21 protein-coding genes and 1 pseudogene are annotated in these 24070 nt (G+C 65.6%); 9 read left to right on the forward strand and 13 right to left on the reverse strand.

Annotation, left to right across the window (positions count from 1 at the left end; all coding sequences use genetic code 11):
• Positions 1-151: 151 nt before the first annotated feature.
• From nthB to HWV67_RS06305, 4 genes are read right to left on the reverse strand one after another with little or no spacing between them, the layout of a single operon-like run.
• Positions 152-838, reverse strand: a complete 687-nt coding sequence (nthB, locus tag HWV67_RS06290) for a nitrile hydratase subunit beta (protein ID WP_175650410.1) — start codon at positions 836-838, stop codon at positions 152-154.
• Position 839: 1 nt separating this feature from the next.
• Complete coding sequence (gene nthA / locus HWV67_RS06295) at positions 840-1466, reverse strand: nitrile hydratase subunit alpha (RefSeq protein ID WP_110973243.1); 627 nt, start codon at positions 1464-1466, stop codon at positions 840-842.
• Between the two features lie 20 nt (positions 1467-1486).
• On the reverse strand, positions 1487-2527 hold the full coding sequence (locus HWV67_RS06300; RefSeq protein ID WP_110973244.1) for a phenylacetaldoxime dehydratase family protein: 1041 nt from the start codon (positions 2525-2527) through the stop codon (positions 1487-1489).
• A 53-nt stretch (positions 2528-2580) separates the two neighbouring features.
• Positions 2581-3393: a transporter gene (locus tag HWV67_RS06305; RefSeq protein WP_256680062.1), complete on the reverse strand. Its 813-nt coding sequence runs from the start codon at positions 3391-3393 to the stop codon at positions 2581-2583.
• A gap of 439 nt (positions 3394-3832) precedes the next feature.
• Between HWV67_RS06305 and HWV67_RS06310 the strand changes: the two genes are divergently transcribed.
• The 3 genes from HWV67_RS06310 to HWV67_RS06320 all read left to right on the forward strand — a co-directional run bounded on the left by HWV67_RS06310 (position 3833) and on the right by HWV67_RS06320 (position 7532).
• Positions 3833-4837, forward strand: coding sequence for a helix-turn-helix domain-containing protein (locus HWV67_RS06310; protein ID WP_256680025.1), 1005 nt, complete (start codon positions 3833-3835; stop codon positions 4835-4837).
• A 73-nt stretch (positions 4838-4910) separates the two neighbouring features.
• Positions 4911-5306 (forward strand): DUF2946 family protein, encoded by a 396-nt coding sequence (locus HWV67_RS06315; RefSeq protein ID WP_175650412.1) that lies wholly within the window; start codon positions 4911-4913, stop codon positions 5304-5306.
• Between the two features lie 72 nt (positions 5307-5378).
• Positions 5379-7532, forward strand: coding sequence for a TonB-dependent receptor (locus tag HWV67_RS06320; RefSeq protein ID WP_175650413.1), 2154 nt, complete (start codon positions 5379-5381; stop codon positions 7530-7532).
• Between the two features lie 6 nt (positions 7533-7538).
• Here HWV67_RS06320 and HWV67_RS06325 read toward each other — a convergent pair whose 3' ends face one another.
• A complete protein-coding gene (locus HWV67_RS06325) occupies positions 7539-8441 on the reverse strand; it encodes a LysR family transcriptional regulator (RefSeq protein ID WP_110973248.1) in 903 nt (300 codons plus the stop codon).
• 128 nt (positions 8442-8569) lie between these two features.
• Between HWV67_RS06325 and HWV67_RS06330 the strand changes: the two genes are divergently transcribed.
• Entirely contained in the window at positions 8570-9640 is a 1071-nt protein-coding gene (locus HWV67_RS06330) for an AbrB family transcriptional regulator (RefSeq protein WP_175650414.1), read from the forward strand.
• Between the two features lie 15 nt (positions 9641-9655).
• Here HWV67_RS06330 and HWV67_RS06335 read toward each other — a convergent pair whose 3' ends face one another.
• The 3 genes from HWV67_RS06335 to HWV67_RS06345 are packed head-to-tail and all read right to left on the reverse strand — an operon-like array spanning position 9656 to position 12160.
• Positions 9656-11338 carry a phosphoethanolamine transferase gene (locus tag HWV67_RS06335; RefSeq protein WP_175650415.1) on the reverse strand — a complete coding sequence of 561 codons (1683 nt, stop codon included), beginning with the start codon at positions 11336-11338 and terminating at the stop codon, positions 9656-9658.
• A gap of 16 nt (positions 11339-11354) precedes the next feature.
• A complete protein-coding gene (locus HWV67_RS06340; protein WP_175650416.1) occupies positions 11355-11897 on the reverse strand; it encodes a cytochrome b/b6 domain-containing protein in 543 nt (180 codons plus the stop codon).
• Complete coding sequence (locus HWV67_RS06345) at positions 11894-12160, reverse strand: PepSY domain-containing protein (protein WP_175650417.1); 267 nt, start codon at positions 12158-12160, stop codon at positions 11894-11896. The genes HWV67_RS06340 and HWV67_RS06345 overlap by 4 nt, the downstream gene beginning before the upstream one ends.
• 149 nt (positions 12161-12309) lie before the next feature.
• On the opposite strand from HWV67_RS06345, the gene HWV67_RS06350 reads away from it, so the two are divergent.
• The 3 genes and pseudogenes from HWV67_RS06350 to HWV67_RS06360 all read left to right on the forward strand — a co-directional run bounded on the left by HWV67_RS06350 (position 12310) and on the right by HWV67_RS06360 (position 15158).
• Complete coding sequence (locus tag HWV67_RS06350) at positions 12310-12972, forward strand: response regulator (RefSeq protein ID WP_175650418.1); 663 nt, start codon at positions 12310-12312, stop codon at positions 12970-12972.
• Positions 12969-14319: pseudogene (locus HWV67_RS32025) on the forward strand (ATP-binding protein). Before HWV67_RS06350 ends, HWV67_RS32025 begins: the two are co-directional and overlap by 4 nt.
• 530 nt (positions 14320-14849) lie before the next feature.
• The gene (locus HWV67_RS06360) at positions 14850-15158 is read left to right on the forward strand and encodes a hypothetical protein (protein WP_175650419.1); all 309 of its coding nucleotides are present in this window, start codon (positions 14850-14852) and stop codon (positions 15156-15158) included.
• 127 nt (positions 15159-15285) lie between these two features.
• Here the strand turns inward: HWV67_RS06360 and HWV67_RS06365 are convergent, their stop codons facing one another.
• Complete coding sequence (locus HWV67_RS06365; protein ID WP_175650420.1) at positions 15286-16458, reverse strand: MFS transporter; 1173 nt, start codon at positions 16456-16458, stop codon at positions 15286-15288.
• 123 nt (positions 16459-16581) lie between these two features.
• Here HWV67_RS06365 and HWV67_RS06370 point away from each other — a divergent pair, with 123 nt between their 5' ends.
• A complete protein-coding gene (locus HWV67_RS06370) occupies positions 16582-17052 on the forward strand; it encodes an Lrp/AsnC family transcriptional regulator (RefSeq protein ID WP_175650421.1) in 471 nt (156 codons plus the stop codon).
• 20 nt (positions 17053-17072) lie between these two features.
• Here HWV67_RS06370 and HWV67_RS06375 read toward each other — a convergent pair whose 3' ends face one another.
• The 4 genes from HWV67_RS06375 to HWV67_RS06390 all read right to left on the reverse strand — a co-directional run bounded on the left by HWV67_RS06375 (position 17073) and on the right by HWV67_RS06390 (position 22635).
• Positions 17073-19565: a TonB-dependent siderophore receptor gene (locus HWV67_RS06375; RefSeq protein ID WP_175650422.1), complete on the reverse strand. Its 2493-nt coding sequence runs from the start codon at positions 19563-19565 to the stop codon at positions 17073-17075.
• 96 nt (positions 19566-19661) lie between these two features.
• Positions 19662-20660, reverse strand: a complete 999-nt coding sequence (locus tag HWV67_RS06380) for a FecR domain-containing protein (RefSeq protein ID WP_175650423.1) — start codon at positions 20658-20660, stop codon at positions 19662-19664.
• A 5-nt stretch (positions 20661-20665) separates the two neighbouring features.
• The gene (locus HWV67_RS06385) at positions 20666-21175 is read right to left on the reverse strand and encodes a sigma-70 family RNA polymerase sigma factor (RefSeq protein WP_095156726.1); all 510 of its coding nucleotides are present in this window, start codon (positions 21173-21175) and stop codon (positions 20666-20668) included.
• A gap of 71 nt (positions 21176-21246) precedes the next feature.
• Positions 21247-22635: an aminotransferase-like domain-containing protein gene (locus HWV67_RS06390; protein ID WP_175650424.1), complete on the reverse strand. Its 1389-nt coding sequence runs from the start codon at positions 22633-22635 to the stop codon at positions 21247-21249.
• A 146-nt stretch (positions 22636-22781) separates the two neighbouring features.
• Between HWV67_RS06390 and HWV67_RS06395 the strand changes: the two genes are divergently transcribed.
• Positions 22782-24068 carry a hydroxymethylglutaryl-CoA reductase, degradative gene (locus tag HWV67_RS06395; protein ID WP_110973255.1) on the forward strand — a complete coding sequence of 429 codons (1287 nt, stop codon included), beginning with the start codon at positions 22782-22784 and terminating at the stop codon, positions 24066-24068.
• Positions 24069-24070: the final 2 nt, after the last annotated feature.

The raw sequence follows: 24070 nt of genomic DNA on the forward strand, positions 1-24070 counted from the left end.
AAAAACGGTGTGGCGAGGGGTTGATCGTCCGTGCGGGGACTCGCCACACCAACACTGTTCGTCAAGCCTGGAGCAGGGCTTTGCACGAGAAGTGCCTGCGCGGCGATCAGGCTGCGTTGAAAACAGGCTCGGAATGCTCATTGACAACCAGTCAACTCCGCTTCCTCGCCTGTTTTCGCCTTGCCTGATCACCGCTCGGCGACTTCTCGCACAAAGCCAGGTAGCCGCCGAACAGATCGACCACCACCGTGCCGTCATCGGCGGCATCGCCCCACAGCTCCTGGGTGGTGAACAAAACGTGATAAGTCGGCTCGATCGGGCTCTGCTGGCCGTGGCCCACCGTATCGGGGAACGGCCAGGCATGGGTGGTGCGGTGCAGTACCACGCCGCGCTTGCCGCGCACATAGCCGGGCATGCGGATATGGCCGCAGACGAATTCGTCGCGCACCCGCACCTCATCACCCACCGCGAAAGGCTCGCGCGGCGGCTGCGCTTCGCGCCCTGGCCCGAGCGGCAAGGCCAGCGGATAACGGCCGCCCGCCAGTTGCTCCAGGCGCTGCTGCTGCAACGCGCCCTTCTCGACGAACAACGAGGCGGTGCCGACCACGATCCGGTCGTAGTAACTGGACGTCAGGTACTGCCGGGGCTCCATGCGTTCGATGGCGTGGCGCAGTTCATCGACGTTGAACAACCCCAGCTCGCCCGCCCCGAGAAACAGCAGGCTGTAGCCGAGGTGTTCCCAGTCTTCGTGGAACACCGGTTTGTAGCTCAGGGAGTTGGCGGTATGCGCCACCGGGCCGAAGCCCTGCACGCCGCCCAGGTCATGGATGCCGTCCATTTCAGTGCCCTCCCTTGCCGTGATCGGCATGCACACCGACCTCGGGCCGGGCGATGCCGATCAGCACGTCCTTGGTCACCAGGCTGGCGAGCTGTTCTTCGCTCCAGCCCTCGGTGCCTTCAGGCCGAAACGGCAGGACCATGTAGCGGGTTTCGGCGGTGGTGTCCCAGACCCGGATCGCCACCTCGTGCGGCAGGTCCAGGCCCATTTCCCGCAGTACGCTGCGCGACTCGCGCACGACCCGGGCGCGGTATTCGAAGCTCTTGTACCAGTCCGGCGGCAGGCCGAGCACCGGCCAGGCGGTGCACGAGCACAAGGTGCAGACGATGACGTTCTGCAGCGTCGGGGTATTTTCCAGGGCGACGATGTACTCGCCCTGCACCCCGGTGTAGCCGAACTGCGCGCAGGCGGCAGTGCCGTCGCGCAGCAACAGTTCGCGGTAGGCCGGATCGACCCAGGCGCGGGCCACCACGCGGGCGCCGTTAGCCGGGTCGAAATCGTTTTCCATCACCTCGGTGAATTGCTCGACGTAGCTTTCGGGCAGCAGGCCCTGTTCTTCCAGGGCCCGCTTCAGGGCGAAGGCGCGATCCGCCGCGGACGCTGCCACGGCGCTGTTGTGTTTGCTCATGCGATTCTCCTTCGCTGCGCTCAGACGCCGCGCAACAGGCCGGTGCCAGGGTGGCAGTTGATGTATTCGTAATGCTGGTCGGCGGCGCGCAGCACGCTCACCTCGTGATAGCCCTTCCATTTCAGTTCGCCCTGCAGGCGCTGAACCATGCGCATAAACGTGCCGAAAATCTCGATATGGGTCGGGTGCGATTCAGACCAGCGCTCCAGGTGCGACATCGAGCGCCAGTGGCTGACGGAAAAACTCTTTTCCTCACGCTGCCCGCGAGCGTCGATGTGCTGCATGTAGCGGTTGCTGTAGCAGCCCACCGGCAAGCCGTCGTCCCGCAGGAAGTCCATGCCGGCGCGCAGCACCGGCTCCATCTCGCCGAGGTAGAGGTCGCGCTCCTCCTCGACGGTTTCGCTCCAGTCCTGGCCTGAACGGATGATCACCAGGTTTTCATGCCCGCCAACCTTGACCCGCGCCGGTTCGCGACTGGCCTTGAGGTCGCCGCTGGGCTGCATTGCATCGGTCTGCGACAGCGGCACGCGGTCACGCATCGAACCCCAGTAGCCATGCTCCTGGATTTCGCCGCTGCGGGTGCCCATCGCCAGACCGACGCCTTCCATGCCGACAGGCATGGCATACAGGGTTTCGAAGCGCTCGACGCCGGGGCTGGCGATTTCGCGGAAGTAGCCCAGGCCGTCCTGCTCGCGCTGCGCGGCGTTCCACCAGCCGGCGACGCGCTCGTCCGCCTCCCAGCGCTGGAAGATCGCCGGGTCGTCCCAATAGGCGATAGCGATCATGTTGTCGTAGCCGGCGGCATCGACGTAGTGGGCCATGTCGTAGTGCCGTGGGGCGTTGTCCAGCCCGAGGTGCTGGACGATCTGGCGCAGCGCGGCGCACACCGCGCCCAACTGGCTTTCGCCCTTGCCCTGCACGCCGAAGTAGGCCATCACGTATTGGCTGACCTCGGCGTCGGCCCGGCCGACCCAGGCCGGGAATGGTGGGGTGTAGTCATCGTCGATGCGGCGCGGACGCAGGCGCGGACACATCAAATGCTTGTCGATTGCGGATTCCATCAGGCTGACCTCATTTTTAGTTGTCGGTGTGTTGGCAGCGGAAATCGGGCGCCCTAGAAGATGTGGGCGTAGCGCAGGTTCAAGCGGAAGTCCTCGCGTGGCCCGTTTTCCACTACAAGGTCGCGGCCCAATTGCAGTTGCAACTGGTCCTTGGGCGTGAAGAAACGGGTCGCGGTAAAGCGCAGGTTGGTGGTGCGCTGACGGTTGTCCTGATCGACGTCATCGACGCGGGTTTCGCCGCCCCAGAGCTGGCCGACGCCCACCGCCAGCGCGGTGGCCGGGTCGGGCATGTAGCGGCCCATCAGTTGCGCGGCGTAGGAAACCTTCTGCTTGAGGGTGGCGGAGGTCGGGCCATAGGTGTCGTTATCGCCGTACCAGATGGCGTCGCCGATCACGTCCAGCGCCCACTTGTCGCCAAAGTGCTTGATGTAGGCGCCCTGGAAATCCACCTTCCAGCGGTTTTCACCGAGGTTGAGCGCGTCGTTCTTGTCGTAGCTGCCGCTGGGGACGTAGAGGTAGGCGTTGGCGCTGAGGGTGTCGCGGGCGCTGTTGAGCAGCAGCTTGATCGGCGCAGTGAGGATCAGGTCGCCGACGCCGCTGGTGCTGCCCAGGGCCGAAGCGTCGGCACTGCCGGCGACATGGCCGAAGGGCAACAGAAACTGCGGATCGATGGTGACCTTGTCGTTGACCTGGATGACGTGAAGCAGACGCAGGATGCCGATATCGGAGGTGAGGTTGAAGTCGGAGCTGGCCGAATGGCCGTCGGCGCGCAAGGCGTCGGTGGTCGCGTGCTGGTAATAGATCGCGCCGATGGTGGCGCCCGCGGGGTACTGCTCGTAATCGCCGGGCGCCACCTCCACCGCCATGCTGGAAAACGACACGCCAATCAGTACCAGACCACAGATCACGGAGTGCTTCAGTTCGCAAAACGAAAGGCTTGTTCTTTTCATGTTTTTTGCCTTGAGTCAGGGGCCCTCTTTGGGGCATTCGAATGACCGGCTGTCCTGGCCAGATTCCTGCACGGAGACAGGCCCGGCGAACCTCCCCGCCGCCGGTGACTCAAGGATGAGAGCCCGGGCGCCGTGATTCTTGGCTGAAACGGAACAAAAACTGTGCTTGGTCGGCCCTTGCGTCCGATGCGCTGGCGGGTGGGGATTTGCGGGTGTATGAATGAGCCTGCAGCTTCTTCGCGACTGCTTGGAATACGGAGAGCCGGGCCGTCGCGATGAGCGCCACCGAGGACCGGACCACGGCGGGCTGAGGATTCATCCTGAGAACAAATTCGATAACAGGGGTGCATCGACGATGGTCAACGATTTCTGCGCGGGCGTACCGTCGCCCGCCAACTGGACGAGCGACAGCATCGAACTGGCGACGCTGAGCAACAGCTTCAACGACCGGGTGGACTACTGGCGCGAGATGATCCTGCGGTTGTTCGCCGACGTAGAGATCGGCGCCCTGCCCAATCCGGCCTTCTACGGCAAGGTGCGCTCGCAAAAGTGCGAGCTGCTGCGGGTCAGCGACGTTGGCGCCGCCGCGCAGGCCGTCAACCGCCGCCACCTGCAACCGCGCTGCCGCGACGAGGACAAATACTTCGCCGTGCTCATGCTCGAAGGCCACGAATGCCTGGAGCAAGGCGGCAGCCGCGCGCGGATCGGCCCCGGCGAATTCTCCATCTACGACGCCACCCGCCCCCACCACCTGACGTTCGACAGCGACTGGCGGCAGATCATCATCAGCGTGCCGCGGGCCAGCCTCAACCAGATGGTGGTGGACATGGAATCGCGCACCGCCACGCGGGTCTCGCTGGACACGCCCATGGGCCGAGTGCTGCGGGCCTTTCTGGAAACCCTGTCGGCCCAGATCGGCCAGTTCACCCCCACCGAAATGGCGCGGCTGTCGGAGTCGGCCACCCACCTGATCGCCCTGACCCTGGGCAACCTGCAGGTCATGGACCCGGAGCACTCGCGCTCACAGGCGCTGACGCTGACGCGGATCAAGCTCTATATCAACGACCACCTGCGCGACCCTGGCCTCAACGCCCAGCAGGTGGCCCAGGCCAACGGCCTGTCAAGCCGCTACATCGGCAAGCTGTTCGAACGTGAAGGCAGCTCGTTGATGCGCTACGTGTTGCGGCGTCGGCTGGAACGCTGCGGCGCCGAATTGACCCACCCGCTCAATGCCGGTGCACGGATTTCCGAACTGGCCTTCAGTTGGGGCTTCAACGACCTGTCGCATTTCAGCCGGGTGTTTCGCGAGTTCTACGGGGTGTCACCGAAGGAATGGCGGGAGGCGAGTCTTGTACGCTGATCCCTGTTCAGGCATTGCAAAATAGGTATGATTGCCGCGCCCTTCACTTTCAGTCCCGAGCGCCCCTGCCGCAATGACCCTGGCCCGCCCACACAAATCGCTTATCGCCTGGGCGCTGTATTTCAGCGTGCTGCTCAGCTCCGTGCTGTGCGCGATCGGCCACGGGCAGATGGCCGGGTTGCAGCTCAGTGGTCTCGATGGTGCGTTCTGCTCGGTCAGCAATGACCACGGCGTACACACCAACCTCGATGATGCCGGCGGCATGCCCATGAGCATGACCGGTGACACCGGCTGTGCCGTGACCAGCCTGTTCAGCGCCATCATCCTCGCCGCATTTTTCGGCTTGCTCGGGCTGCTCGCCGGCGAAGCGGTCAGGCCGCTGCCGGTGCTGGATATCTCGCGCTCGCCGCGCTATCGCTGGCCACTGATAAACCCCCGCGCCTCCCCCGCCCTGCTTCCTTCGCACTGACATCGCCGCATATGGCGGGCCTCCCTGTGCCCGGCCGTCGCGGCTTATCGAAGACAAGCCAGGAAGCACCCCATGTTTCGCCTGACCACCTTGGCGCTGCTGATCAGCAGCGCAACCTGCGCGTGGGCGCAGGATGACAGCCTGACGCTGCCCGCCAGCACCATCACCGCCGCGGCCGACGAACCCCGCGAAGGCACCCGCCTCGATCTGGATGCGCCCATTGCCAGCGGCTCGCGCCTGAACCTGAGCGCCCGCGAAAACCCCGCCTCGGTCAGCGTCGCCGACCGCAAGACCATGGAACGCATCGGCGCACGCAACTTCCAGGACGCGGCCAACGCCCTGCCCGGCGTCAACGCCTCGGCGCCGCCTGGCTGGGGCGGATTCGTGTCCTATCGGGGTTTCAACGGCGCGCAGATCGGCCAGTTGTTCAACGGCATCAACCTGCAATACGGCGCCGCCGGCAGGCCGGTGGGCGCCTGGATCTACGACCGCGTCGAGCTGCTGGGCGGCCCGTCGTCCTTCCTCAACGGCAGCGGCGCGGTGGGCGGCAGCCTGAACTTCATCACCCGCCTGGCCCGCCGCGATGAAGACAGCTTCGAAGGCCGGGTCAGCTACGGCCGCTATGACACCTGGGAAACCGCCATCGGCGTGAACAAGGCGCTGAACGACGGCGACGGCCCGCACCATTACGCGCGCCTCGACTACAGCCGCACCGCCACCAACGGCTACATCGACCGCCAGGAAAATGGGGCCGGCAACCTGGCCTTCTCGCTGCTCAGCGACATCAACGACCAGCTCTCCCACACCCTGGCGATCGAGTACCTGGAAGAACAGGAAGACAGCCCGTACTGGGGCGCGCCGGTACTGCGGCCACTGGGCGGCACGTTGCATATCGACAAACACGAGCGCTTCGCCAACTACAACGTCGAGGACGGCCGCTACGAGCAGCGCACCCGCTGGCTGCGCTCGATCACCGACTACCGCTTCAACGACGCCACCCAGTTGCGCAACACCTTCTACCACTACAACGGCCAGCGTGATTACCGCAACCTGGAGACCTACCGCTACAGCGACGACAACCGCCAGGTCCTGCGTTCCGGCGGCTACCGGCAGCGCCACGACCAGCAAGTCAACGGCGACCGCATCGAATTGACCCACGCCAGCGAACTGTTCGGCCAGGCCAGCGACTGGGCCTTCGGCCTGGACTACAACCGCAACCAGCAGACCAACTACCCGCTGTCCAAAGGCGCCTTCGATACGGTGACGCCGGGCAACTTCGCCCCCGACCACTTCCTCGACATCCCCGGCATGGACGCCCCGCGCAGCAAGGGCCGCAGCACCTGGACCGACACCTCGTCAGCCTTCGTCGAGAACCGCACGCGCCTGACCGAGCGGCTGTCGCTGGTGTCCGCGCTGCGCTACGACCATATCGACTTCGAGGTGGTGGACCATGTGGCCCGGGCCAATCTCGACCGCCGCTGGGATGCCGTGACCGGCCGCCTCGGCCTGGTTTACGACATCAACGAAGACATCAGCCTCTACAGCCAATACAGCACCTCCGCCGAGCCACCGGGCGGCAGCCTGACCGGCGCGTCCATCGCCCAGGTCGGCGACCTCGACCTGAGCACTGGCCGGCAGGTGGAAGTAGGCAGCAAGTTCGACTTTGCCGACGGTCGCGGCAGCGCTACGGCGGCGGCGTACCGCATCGTGCGCAAGAACATTTCGGTGCCCTCGTCCAGCGTGCCCAACACCACTGACCAGGCGGGTCAGCAGACCTCCACCGGTATCGAACTGGCGGCGTCGTTCAAGGTCACCCCGACCCTGCTGGCGGCGGGCAACTTCGCCTGGGTGCGGGCCGAGTACGACGAGTTCAACGAAACCATCGGCGGCGTGCTGTATTCACGCAAAGGCAAAAACCCGGTCAACATTCCCGACCGCGTCGCCAACCTGTGGCTGACCTGGGACGTCGCGCCGGGCTGGCAGACCGGGGCGGATGCGCGCTACGTGTCGTCGGTGTACGCCAACACCGCGAACACGATGTGGGTGCCGTCCTATACGGTGTACGGCCTGTTCGTCAGCCACGACCTCGACCAACACACCCAACTCAGCGCCCGGGTGCGCAACCTCACCGACGAGGTCTACGCCCGCTTCATCCACCAGAGCAACACCCAGTACTACCTGGGTGAACCGCGCAGTGTGGAAGTGGCGGTGAGCTGGAAATACTGAGGCCGCTCACTCCCCGCGAAAGTACCTGCGCCCGTTGTCCCGAAGCAGCGCCACCATCGCTTCGGCGGCGGGCGGCAGGTAAGCCCCGGCCCGCACCGAGACCGCCACGGTGCGGCGCATGGTGGTTTCCGCCAGCGGCACTTCCCGCAGCCAGGCGGTGCCGTGGCCATGCTCCAGGGTTTCCCGCGCGGCGAAGCTGAGCAGCCGGGTCTGGGCGATCAGGCGCGGCATCAGGGAAATCGAGTTGGTCTCCACCTGCACCACCGGCGGCGGTAGCTGATTGGAGGTGAAGGCGTTGTCGATCCAGCGCCGCGCGGTCACCGTCGGCCCGGCAAGCACCCAGCGGTACTGGCACAGGTCCTTGAGGGTGATCGGGCCGGAGAACACCGGATGATCGACGCTGGCCACCACCACCGCCTCGTCTTCGAGGATGGGCCAGGTCTCGAAGTCCGGATCGTTGACGATCAACGGGCGGATGATTGCGTCCAGTTGCCCGGCCCGCAGTGACGCCTTGAGCACATCGTCCTGGGCGATGGACAGGGTCAGGGTCAGTTCCGGCGCACGCTCGAGCAACGAGGCCGTGAGTTGCGGCAGCAGGTGCTCGGCCATGCTGGCAGCGCAGCCCAGGCGCAGAGTGCCCACCAGGCCACTGGCGAAATCACGCACCTCGCGCTCGGTCTCGGCAATGCTGCGTTGCAGTTCCCGGCCACGGACCAGCAGCAGTTCACCAACGTCCGTCAGCTTGATTCGCCGGCCGTCGCGCTGAAACAGCTTGGTGCCGAGGGATTCCTCGAGGCGCTGGATGCTCTTGGTCAACGCTGGCTGACTGCGATTGAGCTTTTCCGCAGCCCGGCCCAAGTGACCCAAGTCGGCGATGGTTTCAAAGTACGTAAGATCGCGTAGGTCCATGATTCATCAATTTCAGTTATGGATTCATCAAAAGTAGAAAATAGACTTGATGAATCGTGGCGTCGATAATTTTCTCCGCCAGCCGCACGTTCCTTCGCGCGGCCCCTCTGTCTCGGAGGATTCAGACGTTGCAAACCCCTCTCGCTGTTCGCCCTTCCCGCTTCCCTGTCTTTCAATGGCTCGCGCTTGTCATCTGCGCGGGCGCTGCCGGCCAGTCGCTGCACGCGCTCTCGGTACCGGCCGGTCTGTTTCTCGGCCCGATGCTGGTGGCGATTGTCTTCGCCGTCTCTGGTGCCCGCCTGCAACTGCACCGCCAGGTGTTTCGCTTCGGCCAAGGCTGCGTCGGCCTGCTGGTGGCCCATTCGGTGAGCTGGTCGGTGCTGGCCGCCCTCGGCCAGTCGTGGCAGGTCATGCTGTTCGCGACCTTCCTGACAGTGGCGCTCAGCGCACTGGTCGGGCTCGGCACCGTGCGCTTTGGCGGCATCCCCGGTAGTACCGCAGCCTGGGGCACCGCGCCGGGCGCGGCGTCGGCGATGGTGTCGATGGCCGAGGACAACGGCGCCGACGCCCGAGTGGTGGCGACCATGCAATACGTGCGGGTGGTGTGCGTGGTGATGATCGGCTCGGTGGTCAGCCATCTGCTCGGTGCCGACGAAGTCGCCGGCGCCGCCGCCAGCGCACCGGAAGTGGTCGACGCCACCCAGTGGGGTGACCTGCTGCTCAGCCTGGCGGTCATCCTGCTCGGGGTGACCGTGGGCGCGAAGATGCCGGCGGGGGCGTTGCTGATGCCGCTGCTGCTGGGCGCCGCGCTGCAGCTTGGCGGTGTGCTGACCATCACCCTGCCGAGCGGCGTGCTGGCGTTCGCCTACGGCGCCATCGGTTGCTACATCGGCCTGCGCTTCGACCGCCAGACCGTGCGCTACGTGTGGAAGCGCCTGCCGACCATGATCGCCGGCGCAGTGGCGCTGATCCTGCTGTGCGCCGGCGGTGCCTGGCTGCTGGCCAAGGCGGTGGGCAGCGACTTCCTGTCGATGTACCTGGCCACCAGCCCCGGCGGACTGGACGCCATGGCCATTATCGCGGTGGAAACCCACGCCGACGTCGGCATGGTCCTGGCGATGCAGACCCTGCGCCTGTTCGGCGTCATCCTGACCGGCGCCTGGTGCGCCCGGCAGATCATTCGGCTGACGCGGGCGTGAGGACTCACGTCAAGCTCAGCCCCCGGCTCCACACCCCGCATTACCCACCTCGATCAACAACCGGCTGAGCAACATCGGCGGCTGATGGACCAATCCCTTGGGCGTCTCGCACACCCGCTGGATGTAGTTGTCGCTGAACAACAACTTGCCATGCACGAAGTGCTCATTCGGGCGCAGGTTGGGGTTGTCGATGCCGGTGCCCAGTCGCGCGGCCAGCCACTTGCCGATCTCGTAGTGGCTGATCCAGCGCTCGGGTTGCAACGCCGCCAACGGCGCGGCCGGTGCGTCGCGGGCGATGACGATCACCGGCACATCGCTCACCTCCGGCACCAGATCGTTGTGCCCCCATTTGCCATCCTCTCCCAGGCGCTGGCCGTGATCGCCGGTAATCACCAGATAGCGCTCGCCTTCGAGCCGGTCGAAACGCTCCAGCACGCCGGCCAGCAAGGTGTCGAGGTAGTGGATGGAGTTGTCGTAGGCATTGTTCTGCCCCTCGGCACCGGCATCCGGCCAGCGCGCCTCCTGCTGCAGGTGGCGGTAGTTGGCGGCGTAAGGCAGGTGCGCGGTGCGCAGGTTGAGCACGACGAAGTTACGCGGCGCCCACGCCTGCTGGTCGAGCAGGTCGAGCACGGCGTGGTCCTGACGCTGGAGAAAGCGCAGCGGGTGGTCTTCGCGGGTGATCGACACGTCGAGGTGGCGGCTGCCCAGGTGCGCCAGCAGCCGCGATTCCTGGGACGAGATCCAGTGGGTGCGCAGGCCGGCTTGGCGGGCGAAGCGGAACAGATTGATCTCGCCGTTGCGCAGCAGGTGATCCTGGCCCGGCTCGCGGATCGGGTTGAGCAGGTACGGCAGGCTGACATCGGTCGCAACGCCGGCGGATACGCCAGGCCGCACCAGCGCCTCAGGGTGTCGCGCCAGGTACTCGCGCAGCCGTGGCGTGGTGTCCCGCTGGTAACCGTAGATACCCAGGCGCTCGCTGCGCAGCGAATCGGCCACCACCAGCCAGACATGTTTCGCGCCGCTGGGCAGCGGGCTCAGCCGATACGGCACGAAGGGCGCTGGCGGCAGCACGGTTTCGGCGCTGAAGGCCAGGCGCACGGCCCAGGCGGAAAAGGCGTTGAGGCTGTTGTGCAGGCCGCTGCGGGTCGGGCCCGGGGTGAACGAGTCGAGATTGCGGTACGTGGCGCGGTACGGCTTGGCCAGCAACACCACGGCGATCAGCACCAATGCCCAGCGGCTGGACGGCAGCGCCACCCGTCCCGGCAAGCGCCAGTGCAGCGCAATCAACACCGCGTAAGGCAGCACCACACTCAGCAGCGCCGGCCAGTGCGCCGCCGCGCTGTGCAGGGCAGTCTCACTCACCTCGCCCGGCTCGCGCAGCAGGCCGCGAATATCGATGGCGCTGAGCGGCTCACCGAAGAAGCTGATATTCGCCAGCTGCATCACCTGCATGGCCGCGAACGATGCGAGGATCGCCACCACCACGGTCCGCAGGTTGCACAACCACAGCGCCAGACAGAACACCCAGAGCCCGGCGACCCAGCCCGCCTCCAGTTCGGCGCGGTTATTGGCGGTGAAAAGCTGCTGGATGAAGTCATCGGCCAGTAGCAACGCGCAACTCAGGGTCGCCAGTGCGAGCAGGCGCAGCCAGTCCGCGCCGGTTGAGCCCGAGCGCGGGAGGGTCAGGTGCAGGAGCATCGGAAAATTCTCGTGATCAGTGATCGTCAGGCAAGCGCCGACGGCGTCCGGTGAGCATCGACAGCGGCAGGTTCTCGCGCATTCGCAGGCTTTCGACGAGGGCCGCCAGCACATGCACGCAAACCAGCGCCAGCAACGCGTCGGCGAGGAAGCTGTGCAGGTCCATCGGCCAGTCGGCGCCCCACAGGGCGTCCACTTCTTCCATCAGCCAGCCGCTCAGGCCCAGGCCGCCGATGCAGGCCAGCATCAACAGCATCACCAGGGCACCGATCGGCGAGTGGCCGAGGCGATGGAAAGGCTGCCCGCGCAACAACGCCCGGCCATGGGCGGCCAGGCGCGCGGGGGTCGGCCAGAAGTCCGACCAGCGGGCGCTGCGCGGGCCGACGAAGCCCCAGATCAACCGCACCACCAGGCACCCGACCGCGTAGTAGCCCAGCCATCGGTGCCAGTCCTCGCCTTCTTCATTGATGAAGTAGTTGGCGACAAACACCGTGGCGAACGACAGGTGGCACAGGCGCAGCAGCGGGTCCCAGAGGCGGACGCTGGCCGTCGGGCTCAATCCTCGATCTCGGTCTTGACCGCCTTGCCGGTGACCGGGTCGTGGTAGATCTCGACCTTGCGACCGTCCTTGTCGAAGCCGTAGATCTCGTAGCAGTTGCCCTTGGTGACCTTGAACTTGTTGATCTTGTAGCCCTGCTCCTTGAGCTGGGCCTGGAAGGCATCCGGGTCCTGCCAGGTGCTGCGGTCGGCGGTGGTGCACTGGGTGGCGGCGAAGGCGCTGCTGCTACCCAGCAGGAGGGCGAGCATCATCAGGGTACGCATGACAAGAAACTCCAATCGGTTGAGGGTGCTGCGGACGATGCCTTGTCAGGCTTAATGGAAGCTTAGCGAGTCATGAGCTGTTACAGATATCGGGTAACACACTCCCGGACAGAAGGCATGATGGCGCCTTTCACGAGAGAGCCCTGAACATGCGCGTGTTGCTGGTGGAAGACGATCAGGCCCTGGCCCAGGGCATCCGCGCGGCCCTGCGCGGCGAGGGCTACACCCTCGACTGCCTGGCCGATGGCCTGGACGCGGAGCGCGCCCTGCGCGACGAGGCGTTCGATCTGGTCCTGCTCGACCTCGGCCTGCCGCGGCGGGACGGCCTCAGCCTGCTGCGCCAAGTACGCGCCCGCCCGGACGGCCAGGTGCCGGTGCTGGTGCTGACCGCCCGCGACGCCACCAGCGACCGCATCCAGGGCCTCGACGCCGGCGCCGACGATTACCTGGTCAAACCGTTCGACGTCGACGAACTCAAGGCGCGCATTCGCGCCCTGCTGCGGCGCAGCCAGGGCCGCGCCAACCCGGTGCTGAGCCAAGCCGGCGTCAGCCTCGCCCCGGCCCGCCATGAAGTGCGCTACCGCGACCAGCCGGTAACCCTCACCCCCATGGAATTCCAGTTGCTGCACCAATTGCTCGCCCGCCCCGGCACCGTGCTGACCCGCGAACGCCTGGCCGACGCCCTGTACGGCTGGCAGGAAGCCGGCCCCGGCAACACCCTCGAAGTGCTCATCCACAACTTGCGACGCAAGCTCGACAGCGGGCTGATCCGCACCGTGCGCGGCGTCGGCTACCTGATCGAAAGCCCATGACCACCGCCATCCGCACCCGCATCCTGCTGCCGACCCTGCTGCTGGTGCTGCTCGGCAGCTTCGGCCTGGTACTCACCGCCGTGCGCGACAACCACCGGGAAATCGAGAACGTCTACGACGCCCAACTGGTGCAGGCGGCGCGGGTCTTCCAGGGCCTGTTCCGGCAGATGCCCGCCGAGCGCGACTGGCAAAGCGTGCGCCAGTCCCTGCAACAGGCCATGGACCTCACCGCCGACGGCATCCTCAGCCACCCTTACGAAATCAACCTGGCGTTCCAGGTCTGGCGCGACGACGGCCGGTTGCTGATGCGCTCCTCCGACGCCCCGCCCCTGACGCCCCGCCCGCCCCCGGCATCCACGACCTGCTCTACCAGGGCCAGGACTGGTGCGGCGTGTTGCTGGTGGATAAGGAGCGTGGCCTGCTGATCTGGGTTGGCGAGCGGGACGACCTGCGCCAGACCTGATCCAGCGCATCGCCGACCAGGCCCTGACCCCGGCGCTGATCGGCATTCCGCTGCTGGCGGTGTTGATCTGGCTGGTGCTCGGCTGGGGCCTGCAGCCGCTGCAACGGTTGGCCCGGCAACTGCGGGCGCGGCCCATTGACAGCACCGACCCCCTGGCCATCGACCGGCTGCCAGCAGAACTGACGCCCATGGCCAATGCCCTCAACCATCAGTTGCAACAGCTCACCGCGCTGCTGGAGCGAGAGCGCCGCTTTATCGCCGATGCCGCCCACGAACTGCGCACGCCGCTGGCCGTGCTGGCCATTCATGCCAGCAACGCCCGCGGTGCCGGCAGCGCGGCCGAGCGCGACGAAGCCCTGAACTGGCTCGAACAAGGCGTGGCCCGCACCACCCGGCTGGCCGGGCAACTGCTGACCATGGCCCGGCTGGAGCCGCTGTCGCAGAACCGCCGGGCGGTGCAACTGGACGCGCTGGTGCGGGAGGAACTGGCGGAGCTGACACCTTTGGCGTTGCGTCGCCGGGTGGAGCTGGTGCTGGAGGATCAGGGACCGTGCCAGGTTTACGCCGACCCTGCGGCGATCACCGTGATGCTGCAGAACCTGGTGGGCAACGCCCTGCACTTCAGCCCGCCGGGCAGCGAAATCAGCCTGGCGTTGGAACGGCAGGAGCGCTGGCTGGTTTTGCAGGTTCTGGACCAGGGGCCGGGCGTGGAGCCGGAGCAATTGCAACGCCTGAGCGACCGTTTCTACAGCGCCAACAACCCGGGGGGCGCCGGGCTGGGGCTGGCGATCGTGGCGTTGGTGGTGGAGCAGTTGGGGGGACGGTTGCAGTTTTTCACTCGGGATGCGGGTGGGTTTGGGGTTAGGTTGCAGTTGCCGGGGTAGTGCATGGCTTCAGAGGTCTAGTGTTCTTGAGATCGAGCGCCGCTAGCGCGACGCATCGCGAGCGAGCTCGCTCCTACAGTTATTCCGGCGTGCTCCTGTCTGTCATGCGATACGTCCGTAGGAGCGAGCTTGCTCGCGATGCGCCGCCCAGGCGGCGCTCGATCTCATCAACACAAAAAACCCACCGACCTACACCCCGCCCACCCAAAAGGTGTCGCATATAGCAACGAAATCCCGGCTATTTCCGTCTTTCTTGTAGGCAATTTCCCAAGCATACTCCCGCGCCGTATTAGCCGTTGCGCTCTTGGGAAACGCTGCCTAGTCTTCGCCCGTCGTTGCACATCAACGACCGGCTTTGACAGGCTGGACCGATCCAAGACGCTGGTTGTCCTTTATGGCGGCTGTGCGTGTGGGCGCCTTCGGGCGCGCCGGGTCCTTGGTCCCTGGTCTGTCAACCCGCGCACAGTTGCCACCCTCTCGTTTGACAGCGCGCTCGTGGTGACTCCTTTCAACTGACCAAGGATTCACTGATGAAAAAGCTTGTTCCCGATCCGCCTCAAACCTCCTCCCTCTACACCAGCCATACCCCTTTCGGCTCCTCCGCCGGCCACCCACCCCTCTTCGCCGTCTGCGCAGGCGCCGAATTCCGCGATGCGCTCACACATCTCTCGGCATCACTGACCTCGGCCGCCGAAACCAATCTCCAGCTCAGCGAACTGGTCGACCAGCAATTCAGTGATCTGGCCTGGGCCACCCAGCAGTCGCTGGAAATGAGCCAGGCGCTGGTGATGTCGATGCTGAACACGGTTATTGAGCAGGGGCGACGGCAAAGCACCTGACGGGGGAGCGTGTCAGGGCTGCCAGGTGCATGTCGGTGGATCTTCAGCGCCCTCAAGATCGGGCGCCGCTCACGCGGCGCTCGATCTTGAGGGCGCTAGAAAACCATCGCCATGCACCTCGCAGCCCTCACTCCCCCTCCCGCAACGCCAACACCAAAACCGCCACCACCGAAGCCACCCCACTAAACACCCACGTCCACTGCCACCCGCCCGCAAACGCGGTCATCTTCGCCAACAACGGCGGCAACGAAAACATCCCCATGGACGTCAATTGCTGCACCCGCCCAACCGTCGACGCAATCCGCTGCGGGGTCGGCGCGGCTTTGACCGCCAGCAGAAACAAACTGCCAGGAATCAACCCGCCCAACGCCGAGAACATCAGCAAGGCCACAAACTGCATCACCGGCAACCCGCTGCTCCACGACGAAAAAGCAATGACGCTCATGACCGTCATGCCGAGATACCCCACCCGCAACAACAGGCTCACCCCGACACCCCGGTGCAACAGCACCGCCGCCGAAAGACTGCCGACGATATTGGCCAGCGCCGCACTGGCGCAAAGCACGCCGATGAGCACCGGACCGGCGCCCATGCCGGCGAAGATGGTCGGCAAAAATCCAATCACCGCCAGCCATTGCCCCGCGTACAGGGCAAAGCCGATCCCCACCAGCCAGGCATCCCGCCCCTGAAGCAGTTGCCGCAAGGTCTGCCGCAATCCGTCACCCGACCGTTCAGGCCGCGCCGGGTCCGCAGGAACCCAGCGCAGCACGCCGAGGATCATCAGCGCCGAGCCCAGCGCCGGCAGGGTCCACCACAGGCGCCAGCCAAACCATTCGATCGCCAGCGGCCCACCGAGAAACGCCGCAGCAGTGCCGAGCGCCACGTAGCAACCCCACAACCCCATGCTGAAAGACAACCGGTCCTCGGGCACCACCCGCCGCAGCAAACCGGGGGTCGGCAGCGTCACCATCAACAGGCCAAGGCTCTCCACCGCGCGCAACGCCAGCAGCGTTTCGGCGTTGTGGGCCGTGGCCCCGGCCAGGCTGGCCGCGGTCAGCAGCGCCTGGCCAAGGACGATGCTGTTGCGCGCGCCGAGCCGGTCGCAATAGAAGCCCATCAGCAAGCCCAAAAGCATGCCCGCGCCCTGCATCAGCGACAGCAGAAAGCCCGCCGCTACCAGTGATAACTGCAGTTCATCCTGCAACGCGGTGATCGCTGGCGACACTTTGCCCAGGTGGCCAGCCGCGATGACGCCCGACAGCATGGCGATGCCAGCGGCACGGGGAAGGGTTCGGATCATGGAGGGGCCTGTGCCAGAGCGGTTGGAAGGCGCTCAGTGTGACACTCGGCGCAGAAAAGGTCTGATCAAGTTCCAAGGCATCAGGGCATACTCTGAAACCCGGATTTCATCAGGCACCATTTCATGGAAAATTCGAATCAACTGGATTCCCTCGACCGCCGCATCCTCCGCGCCCTGCAGACGGATGCCAGCCTCAACGGCACGGCGCTGGCCGAAGCCGTGGACAGTTCGCCGGCCTCGTGCTGGCGGCGGGTGCGCTCGCTGGAGGAGCGCGGCATCCTCCAGGGCACGGTGCGCCTGGTGGACCGCCGCGCGGTAAACCGGGATGTCGATGTGATGTGCTCGCTGCGCCTGAAAAGCCACGGCGAGCAGGACGCCGAAGCCTTCGAGCGCTTCGTCGCGCTGCAGGACAACATCCTCGAGTGCTACACCGTGTCCGGCGAGTGGGACTACCTGTTGCGCATCGTCGCGGCGGATATCCGCGACTACGAAGCCTTTCTCATGCGCACGCTGCTGCGCCACCCGTCGGTGGCGACCGCCAGCTCGCAGTTCGCCCTGTCGCGAGTCAAATACTCGACTGCGGTGCCGGTGTAGACGCCGGCACCGCCCTTGCCTCAGAAGCGCGTGCGCACGGTGAACATCAGGTTGCGCGGGTTGCCGAAGTAGGTGCTGTTTTCGACGGTGCCGGTCTGCGAGTAGTAGGTACGGTCGAAGAGGTTTTCCAGGTTCAGCGACAGGTTGACGTTCTGGCTCAGGTCATAGCCGACCCGGGCGTTGTAGACGGCGTAGCCGCCGGTTTCGTTTTTCACGCCCTTGCCGGGGGTGCTGTCGATGTAGCGGCCATAGACGCCACTCTGGATATTGCCGCCCGCACCGATCTGCCACTTGGAGAACTCGCCCGGCAACTGGTAATTGGCCCACAGGCGCAGCATGTGTTCCGGCATCGAGGTCAGGAACGAGGTGCCTTCCAGGGCGACGTTGTCGGGGTTGCGCACGTATTGGCTGCGGTTGTAGGTGTAGCCGGCGCTCAGTTCCAGGCCGGGCAGGACCTTGCCCGACACTTCCGCCTCGAAGCCTTCCGAGCGCACCTTGCCGCCCGCGATGTAGCAGCGGCAGGTGGCCGGCTGGCTCTGGTCGGTCTGGGCGCGGCCGGAGTAGTTGGTGCGGAAGATGGCAAAGGCGGTGTTCAGCGCGCCGTCATACAGCTCGCCCTTGAGGCCCAGCTCGTAGCTCTCGCCGGAACGCGGCGGCAGCGGGTTGCCGGCCGCCGTTTCGTAGCTGAGCTGCGGAGTGAAGATTTCCGAGTAGCTGGTGTACGCCGACCATTCCGGCGTCAGCGCGTAGACCAGGCCATAGAACGGCACCACCTTGGCGTTGGTCTGCTGGCCGGTGAGGGTGTGGCGGCCATTGAGTTCGTTGAGCTGGTCCTGGGCGTAGTCCCACCAACTGGCGCGGGCGCCGACGATGACGTCCAGCGGATCGATGACGTTGACCCGCAACGAGCCATACACGCCCTGCTGGTCGAGGGTCGCGGTGGTGGTGCGGTATTTGTCGGTGGTGTCGTACTTCGGCGGGTGGAACTGGGTGATGTCGGGAATGAAGTCGTAGGCGCCGTCGTACCAGGTCACGTCATAGCGCCCCGCCACCCGTTTGCTGTGGGAGATGTTGCCGCCGAGGATGACTTCGCTGCGCCGGCCCAGCAGGTCGAAGTTGCCGGTGACGAACAGGTCGGTGTTGTACTGGTAGTTGTTCTCGCCCCGCCCTTCGGCCCAGTTGTAGGCGCCGGAATTGTCCGCCGGGTCGATCAGGCCGCCGGTGTTGCTGTACAGCGCATCCAGGTTGAGCCGGGTGTAGTTGCTGGCGAGGGTGATTTTCCAGTCGTCATTGAGCTGATGCCTGGCTTCGACGAAGAACTGCGTCGATTCGACATCGTTGTAGTCCGACGGCGAGCTGAGGTTGGTGGAGCGTTTGAAGTCGATCTTCGAGCCGTTGCTGTAGCTCGGCAGGCCCCAGTCCATGGTCGCGTGGTTATTGGCGTTCTGGTAGTTGAAGCCGACGCTGAGCAGCGTGTCCGGCGTCAGGTCGAACTCGAGCACGCCGTAGGTGGAGGCACGCTCGCTCTTGCCTTCGTCGTAGAAGTAGTGGCGCGAGCCATAGGCGGTGGCCAGACGTCCGCGCACGGTCCTGGCGTCGTTCAGCGCGCCCTGCACGTCCACTTCCTGGCGGTAGTTGTCCCAGGTGCCGGCCTGGGTCGTGGTGTTGAACTGGAAGTCGGCGCCGGCGCGCTTGCGCACCAGATTGATCGCGCCACCGGGCGAGCCCGCACCCTGGAACAGGCCAGCCGAGCCCTTGAGCACTTCTACCCGCTCGTAGGCGATCAGGTCCGTCCAGTTCAGCGAGGTGATGCCGGTGCTGGTGCCCGCAGGAATCGGGATGCTGTTGATCTGGAAGTTGTCGATTTCGAAGCCGCGGGCATAGGGCTGGTTGTCGCCGTTCAGCGCGCCGTAGGCGACCACACCCTGGACGTTGTTGTAGACGTCGTTGAGGGTGGTGATGTTCTGGTCCTTGAGGCGCTGGGCGGTGAGCACCGTCACCGTCTGCGGGATTTCCTTGAGGCTGCGCTCGCTCTTGCCGATGGTCACCGCGCCGGTGGTGTAGGAACGGGTGTATTCGGTGTTAACCCCGAGGTTCTCGCCGTTGATGCTGGTGGGCGCCAGTTGCAGGGCGTCGCTTTTGTCGGCGACGGGCACCAGCAAGTAGTTGCTCTGGGCGTTTTTCACCACGCTCAGGCCGGTGCCGGCGAGGATCCGCACGAAACCCTGTTCCACGCTGTACTGGCCTTGCAGGCCGGCGCTGGTCTTGCCGGTGGTCAGTCGCGCGTCGGTGGACAGCGGGATCGCCGCCTGCCGGCCAAACTGGCTGAGCGCCTGGTCCAGCGGCCCGGCGGCTACGCTGAACGCGCGCACCGCGCTGGCCGCCTGCACCGTGCTCTCGGCCTGCGCAGTCAGGTTGAAGCCGAGCAGCAGGCTGCCCGCGAGGGTGAGGTGCAAGGCCGAGGCGCGCGTGTCGTGAATGGCACGGGCCAGTGGGTGGAGGCGATACGTCATGAGCAACTTCCGAGAGGGTCAAGGGGCCGCGTCAGCAGCGGGATTACCCCTAAGCCAATCGAGCGTGAAAAATCTGCCGGCCAGGCGAAAAAATAATTATCCGACCCGGCGCGGCGTCACCGTGACCCAGTAGCGGGTACGGCGCTGGACGCTCACCGGCAGGCTGTCCTGGAGCAGCGAGAAGATCCGTTCGGGGTCGTCCAGCGGGTAGGAGCCAGTCAGTTGCAGGTCGGCCACCGCCGGGTCGCAGCGCAAAATGCCGCGGCGATAACGCGCCAGTTGCGCGACGAAATCCCCCAGGCGCATGCGCTCGGCAACGATGAAGCCGTCGATCCACGCGGTGCTGCCGGGATTCGCCGGGCGCACCCGTGACACGCCCCGGGCGTCGATAAACGCCTGGGTCCCCGCCTCGACCACCTGCTGTGCCGGGCGGCCCGGCACCGACACCGCCACCCGCCCGCTGCTCACCGACAGCCGCGTGCCGCTGCCGGCCTCGTCGCAGCGCACGCAGAAACGCGTGCCCAGCGGCTGCAACAGCGCGTCGTGGGTCTGCACCCGAAGTGGCCGGTGCGCAGGATCGTTGCCGGTGAGGATGTCCACTTCGCCAAAGCGCAGCACGATCAGCCGCTCATTGGCACTGAAGCGGATGTCCACCGCGCTGCCGGTGTTTAGCCACACCTGGGTGCCGTCCGCCAGGGTCTGGTACAGGCGTTCACCGGTGGCGGTGCTGAGGTCGGCCAGTTCACTCTGGACCCAATGACTGTCCTTGCCGTGCCAGGCCGCGGCGCCGAGCACGCCGACGCCGAACAGCAGTTTCAACACCTGGCGGCGGTCGCCGCTGACGTAACGGGTGTGCTGCAAGGCGCTGCGGGCCACCGGGTTGTCCAGCACCTGCGCGTGGTTGTGCAGCATTCCCGGCAGCCGGGCCATGCGTTGCCAGGCGCGCTCGTGCTCGCTGTCGCTCTGGCGCCAGCGCTGCAATTGCTGCAACTCGGCCTCGCTGATCTCGCCGGACTGCGTCAGGCTCAGCCAGGCCAGCGCCTGGTCGCGGACGCGGGCGCTGATCGGGGGTTCGGCGTGTTTGGCGGAGGACATGGCGATCACTCGAACAGGCTGGCGTAGCAGCGGCTGAAGGCCTTGAGCATGGCCTTCTGCACCTGATTGACGCTCAAGCCCAACTGGACGGCGATCTGTTTGTAGGTCAGGCCATCGAGCTGCGAGAGCAAGAAGATCTCCCGCACCCGCGGCGACAGCCCGTGAAGCAGCGCGTCGATTTCGGTCAGGGTTTCGATCAGCAGGTAACGCGCCTCGGCAGACAGCTCGACGTGCTCCGGCTGCGCGGCCAGGGCCTCGGCGTAGGCCCGCTCCACCGCGAGGCGGCGCCAGCGGTTGATCAGCAGGCTGTTGGCGATGGTGGCGAGGTACGCCAGGGGCTGCTTGAGCTCATTGACCGGGCTGCGGGCGCGGATGATGCGCACGAAGGTGTCGTGAGCCAGGTCATCGGCATCCGCCGCCTCGCCGAGGCGCCGCTGCAACCAGCCTTTGAGCCAACTGTGATGCTGCAGATAAAGGACTTCGACATCCTGCTCGAATGAGTTGTGGGTGCCCATGGGACAGAATGCCTGAGTAGATGATAACGATTCGCAATCTTAGCGATTCGCCCAAGCGCGGCGCAACTCCCTTAATTCCTGGCGGCGTCGATCCCACGGCGAATGCAGTCGGCAAACACCGGATCTTGCAGATACGCCACATTCAACCGCGTCCACGGCGTCACGCCTTTCTGGTTGGTCTGGAAGATCGCCCCCGGCGCGAGCATCACGCCCTTGCCTTGCACCTCGCGGGTGAACGACGCCGTGTCGTCGATCCCCGGAAAACGCGCCCACAGATACAAGCTCTGCTCGGGCCGGCAGAACACCTCGGCGCCCAGCTCATCGAGCACCTCCAGGCCACGGAACGTCGCTTCGCGGGCCCGGTCCTGCAGGCGCATCAGGTGCCGCAGGAAATGCCCCTCGCCGAGAATCACGTCCACGGTGCGCTCGCAGAGTTCGGAGCAACTGGTGTGCAGCATCATTTTCAGGTCGGCCAGCTCATCGATCATGTCCTTGCTGCCGGCGATGTAGCCGACCCGCAGCGCCGCCGACACCGATTTGGAGAAGCTGCCGATATACAGCGAGCGGCGCAGTTGATCGAGCGCCGCGACCTTGAGCGCGGAGCTGGGCTTGAAGTCGGCCAGGGCGTCGTCTTCCACCAGGATCAGGTCGTGGCGCTCGGCCAGTTGCAGCAACTGGTGGGCCTTGGCCGGTGAGATATCGGAGCCGGTGGGGTTGTGGCTGATGGACTGGATGAAGAACAGCCTGGGCCGCTCGCTGCGCAAAAGCGCTTCGAGGGCGACCATGTCCGGGCCGTCAGCCAGGCGCGGCACGCTGAGCAGGCGCGCACCCTGCAATTGCAGCTTGCCGAACAGTGGGTAGTAACCGGGGTTTTCCACCAGCACCGCGTCACCGGGGACGACGAAGCGGCGGATGATCAAATCCAGCGCGTGGTTGGCGCCATGGGTGGTGACGATCTGCCGCGGCGTGGCACTGATCGCGTAGCTGGCCAGCTTGCGCACCAGGCTCTGGCGCAGCGCCGGGTTGCCCAGGCGGTTGCCGTAGCGGAACAGGTTGCCGGCGCCGCTGCGCATCACTTGCCGGGTGAATTTGTCGAGGCGCATGTCCTGCAGCCACGACACCGGCGCAAAGCCTTCGCCCAGCGGTGCCAGGCCAGGCTCGCGGACGAACTGCTGGCGCATCATCCAGATGGTGTCCATGGCCCGGGTGTAGGGCGGGGTTTCATCCACTTCCGCCGTCTGGAGCAAGGCGCCGACAAAAAAGCCCTGGCCGTGGCGCGCTTCCACCAGGCCCTTGGAGGCAAGAATTTCGTAGGCAGTGATCACCGTGTTTTTCGAATGCCCGTGCAGGCGCATGTACTCGCGCAGCGACGGCAAACGCTCGCCGGCCTTGAGCACGCCGGCGCGGATCTGCTGTTCCACCGCGTCGGCGACCTGCTGGGCAAGGGTGATACGGGCCATCGTCGCGCTCCTGTCTTGGGTACAGTCTGGGTACTGTTGGGTGAAACTGTACCTTTATTCAAGGGCACAGTGGCTGCACATTTAGCACCACGCCGGCGACGCGCTCAAGCCGCCGCCCCAACAACAATGACTCCAACGGAGCCCCCATGAGCCTCGACTCGCGCCTGCCCGATTTCCGCAACCTGTCCCCTGAAGCCCGCCTGGACCATATCGGCAAACTGTTGAACCTGAGCAGCGACGACGTGCGCCTGCTCGCCGAAACCGGCGCCCTGCCGATGGATATCGCCAACGGCATGATTGAAAACGTCATCGGCAAATTCGAACTGCCCTATGCCGTGGCCAGCAATTTTCAGCTCAACGGCCGCGACGTACTGGTGCCGCTGGTGGTGGAAGAACCCTCGATCGTCGCCGCCGCGTCGTACATGGCCAAGCTGGCCCGAGCCAACGGCGGCTTCATCACCTCCAGCAGCGCCCCGCTGATGCGCGCCCAGGTGCAGATTGTCGGCGTGCAGGACCCGCTCAATGCGCGCCTTAGCCTGCTGCGCCGCAAAGACGAAATCATCGAACTGGCCAACCGCAAGGATCAGGTGCTGAACAAGCTCGGTGGCGGCTGCCGCGATATTGAAGTGCACACTTTCGCCGACACCCCGCGCGGCCCGATGCTGGTGGCCCACCTGATCGTCGACGTGCGCGACGCAATGGGCGCCAACACGGTCAACACCATGGCCGAAGCCGTGGCGCCGCTGATGGAAGAGATCACCGGCGGCAAGGTACGCCTGCGCATCCTCTCCAACCTCGCCGACCTGCGTCTGGCCCGTGCCCAGGTGCGGATTACCCCGGAGCAGTTGAAATCCGCCGCGTTTAGCGGTGAAGAGGTGATCGAAGGTATCCTCGACGCCTACTCCTTCGCCGCCATCGACCCCTACCGCGCCGCCACCCACAACAAAGGGATCATGAACGGCATCGACCCGCTGATCGTCGCCACCGGCAACGACTGGCGCGCCGTGGAAGCCGGCGCCCACGCCTACGCCTGCCGCAGCGGCCATTACGGTTCGCTGACCACCTGGGAAAAAGACGGCAACGGCCATCTGGTCGGCACCCTGGAAATGCCGATGCCGGTGGGTCTGGTCGGCGGCGCCACCAAGACTCACCCGCTGGCCCAACTGTCGCTGCGCATCCTCGGCGTCAAGACCGCCCAGGAACTGGCGGAAATTGCCGTGGCCGTGGGCCTGGCGCAGAACCTCGGGGCCATGCGCGCCCTGGCGACCGAAGGCATCCAGCGCGGCCACATGGCGCTGCACGCGCGCAATATCGCCCTGGTGGCCGGCGCGCGCGGTGACGAAGTGGACTGGGTCGCGCAACGCCTGGTGCAGGCCCATGACGTGCGCACCGACCGCGCCGTCGAGCTGCTAAAAGAAAAGCGCGGCGAGTGATC

Origin of the sequence: Pseudomonas sp. Marseille-P9899 (assembly GCF_903166565.1) — a bacterium.
Classification (GTDB): Bacteria; Pseudomonadota; Gammaproteobacteria; order Pseudomonadales; family Pseudomonadaceae; genus Aquipseudomonas; species Aquipseudomonas huaxiensis.

Excerpts from the sequence above, each read along its gene's own strand:
- HWV67_RS06385 (WP_095156726.1), bottom strand. The coding sequence starts at position 21,175 with ATGGGCACCCACAACTCATTCGAGCAGGATGTCGAAGTCCTTTATCTG.
- nthB (WP_175650410.1), bottom strand. The coding sequence starts at position 838 with ATGGACGGCATCCATGACCTGGGCGGCGTGCAGGGCTTCGGCCCGGTG.
- HWV67_RS06350 (WP_175650418.1), top strand. The coding sequence starts at position 12,310 with ATGCGCGTGTTGCTGGTGGAAGACGATCAGGCCCTGGCCCAGGGCATC.
- HWV67_RS06365 (WP_175650420.1), bottom strand. The coding sequence starts at position 16,458 with ATGATCCGAACCCTTCCCCGTGCCGCTGGCATCGCCATGCTGTCGGGC.
- HWV67_RS06300 (WP_110973244.1), bottom strand. The coding sequence starts at position 2,527 with ATGGAATCCGCAATCGACAAGCATTTGATGTGTCCGCGCCTGCGTCCG.
- HWV67_RS06380 (WP_175650423.1), bottom strand. The coding sequence starts at position 20,660 with ATGTCCTCCGCCAAACACGCCGAACCCCCGATCAGCGCCCGCGTCCGC.
- HWV67_RS06305 (WP_256680062.1), bottom strand. The coding sequence starts at position 3,393 with ATGGCGGTGGAGGTGGCGCCCGGCGATTACGAGCAGTACCCCGCGGGC.
- nthA (WP_110973243.1), bottom strand. The coding sequence starts at position 1,466 with ATGAGCAAACACAACAGCGCCGTGGCAGCGTCCGCGGCGGATCGCGCC.
- HWV67_RS06345 (WP_175650417.1), bottom strand. The coding sequence starts at position 12,160 with ATGCGTACCCTGATGATGCTCGCCCTCCTGCTGGGTAGCAGCAGCGCC.
- HWV67_RS06360 (WP_175650419.1), top strand. The coding sequence starts at position 14,850 with ATGAAAAAGCTTGTTCCCGATCCGCCTCAAACCTCCTCCCTCTACACC.
- HWV67_RS06335 (WP_175650415.1), bottom strand. The coding sequence starts at position 11,338 with ATGCTCCTGCACCTGACCCTCCCGCGCTCGGGCTCAACCGGCGCGGAC.
- HWV67_RS06375 (WP_175650422.1), bottom strand. The coding sequence starts at position 19,565 with ATGACGTATCGCCTCCACCCACTGGCCCGTGCCATTCACGACACGCGC.
- HWV67_RS06390 (WP_175650424.1), bottom strand. The coding sequence starts at position 22,635 with ATGGCCCGTATCACCCTTGCCCAGCAGGTCGCCGACGCGGTGGAACAG.
- HWV67_RS06395 (WP_110973255.1), top strand. The coding sequence starts at position 22,782 with ATGAGCCTCGACTCGCGCCTGCCCGATTTCCGCAACCTGTCCCCTGAA.
- HWV67_RS06325 (WP_110973248.1), bottom strand. The coding sequence starts at position 8,441 with ATGGACCTACGCGATCTTACGTACTTTGAAACCATCGCCGACTTGGGT.
- HWV67_RS06370 (WP_175650421.1), top strand. The coding sequence starts at position 16,582 with ATGGAAAATTCGAATCAACTGGATTCCCTCGACCGCCGCATCCTCCGC.
- HWV67_RS06320 (WP_175650413.1), top strand. The coding sequence starts at position 5,379 with ATGTTTCGCCTGACCACCTTGGCGCTGCTGATCAGCAGCGCAACCTGC.
- HWV67_RS06315 (WP_175650412.1), top strand. The coding sequence starts at position 4,911 with ATGACCCTGGCCCGCCCACACAAATCGCTTATCGCCTGGGCGCTGTAT.
- HWV67_RS06310 (WP_256680025.1), top strand. The coding sequence starts at position 3,833 with ATGGTCAACGATTTCTGCGCGGGCGTACCGTCGCCCGCCAACTGGACG.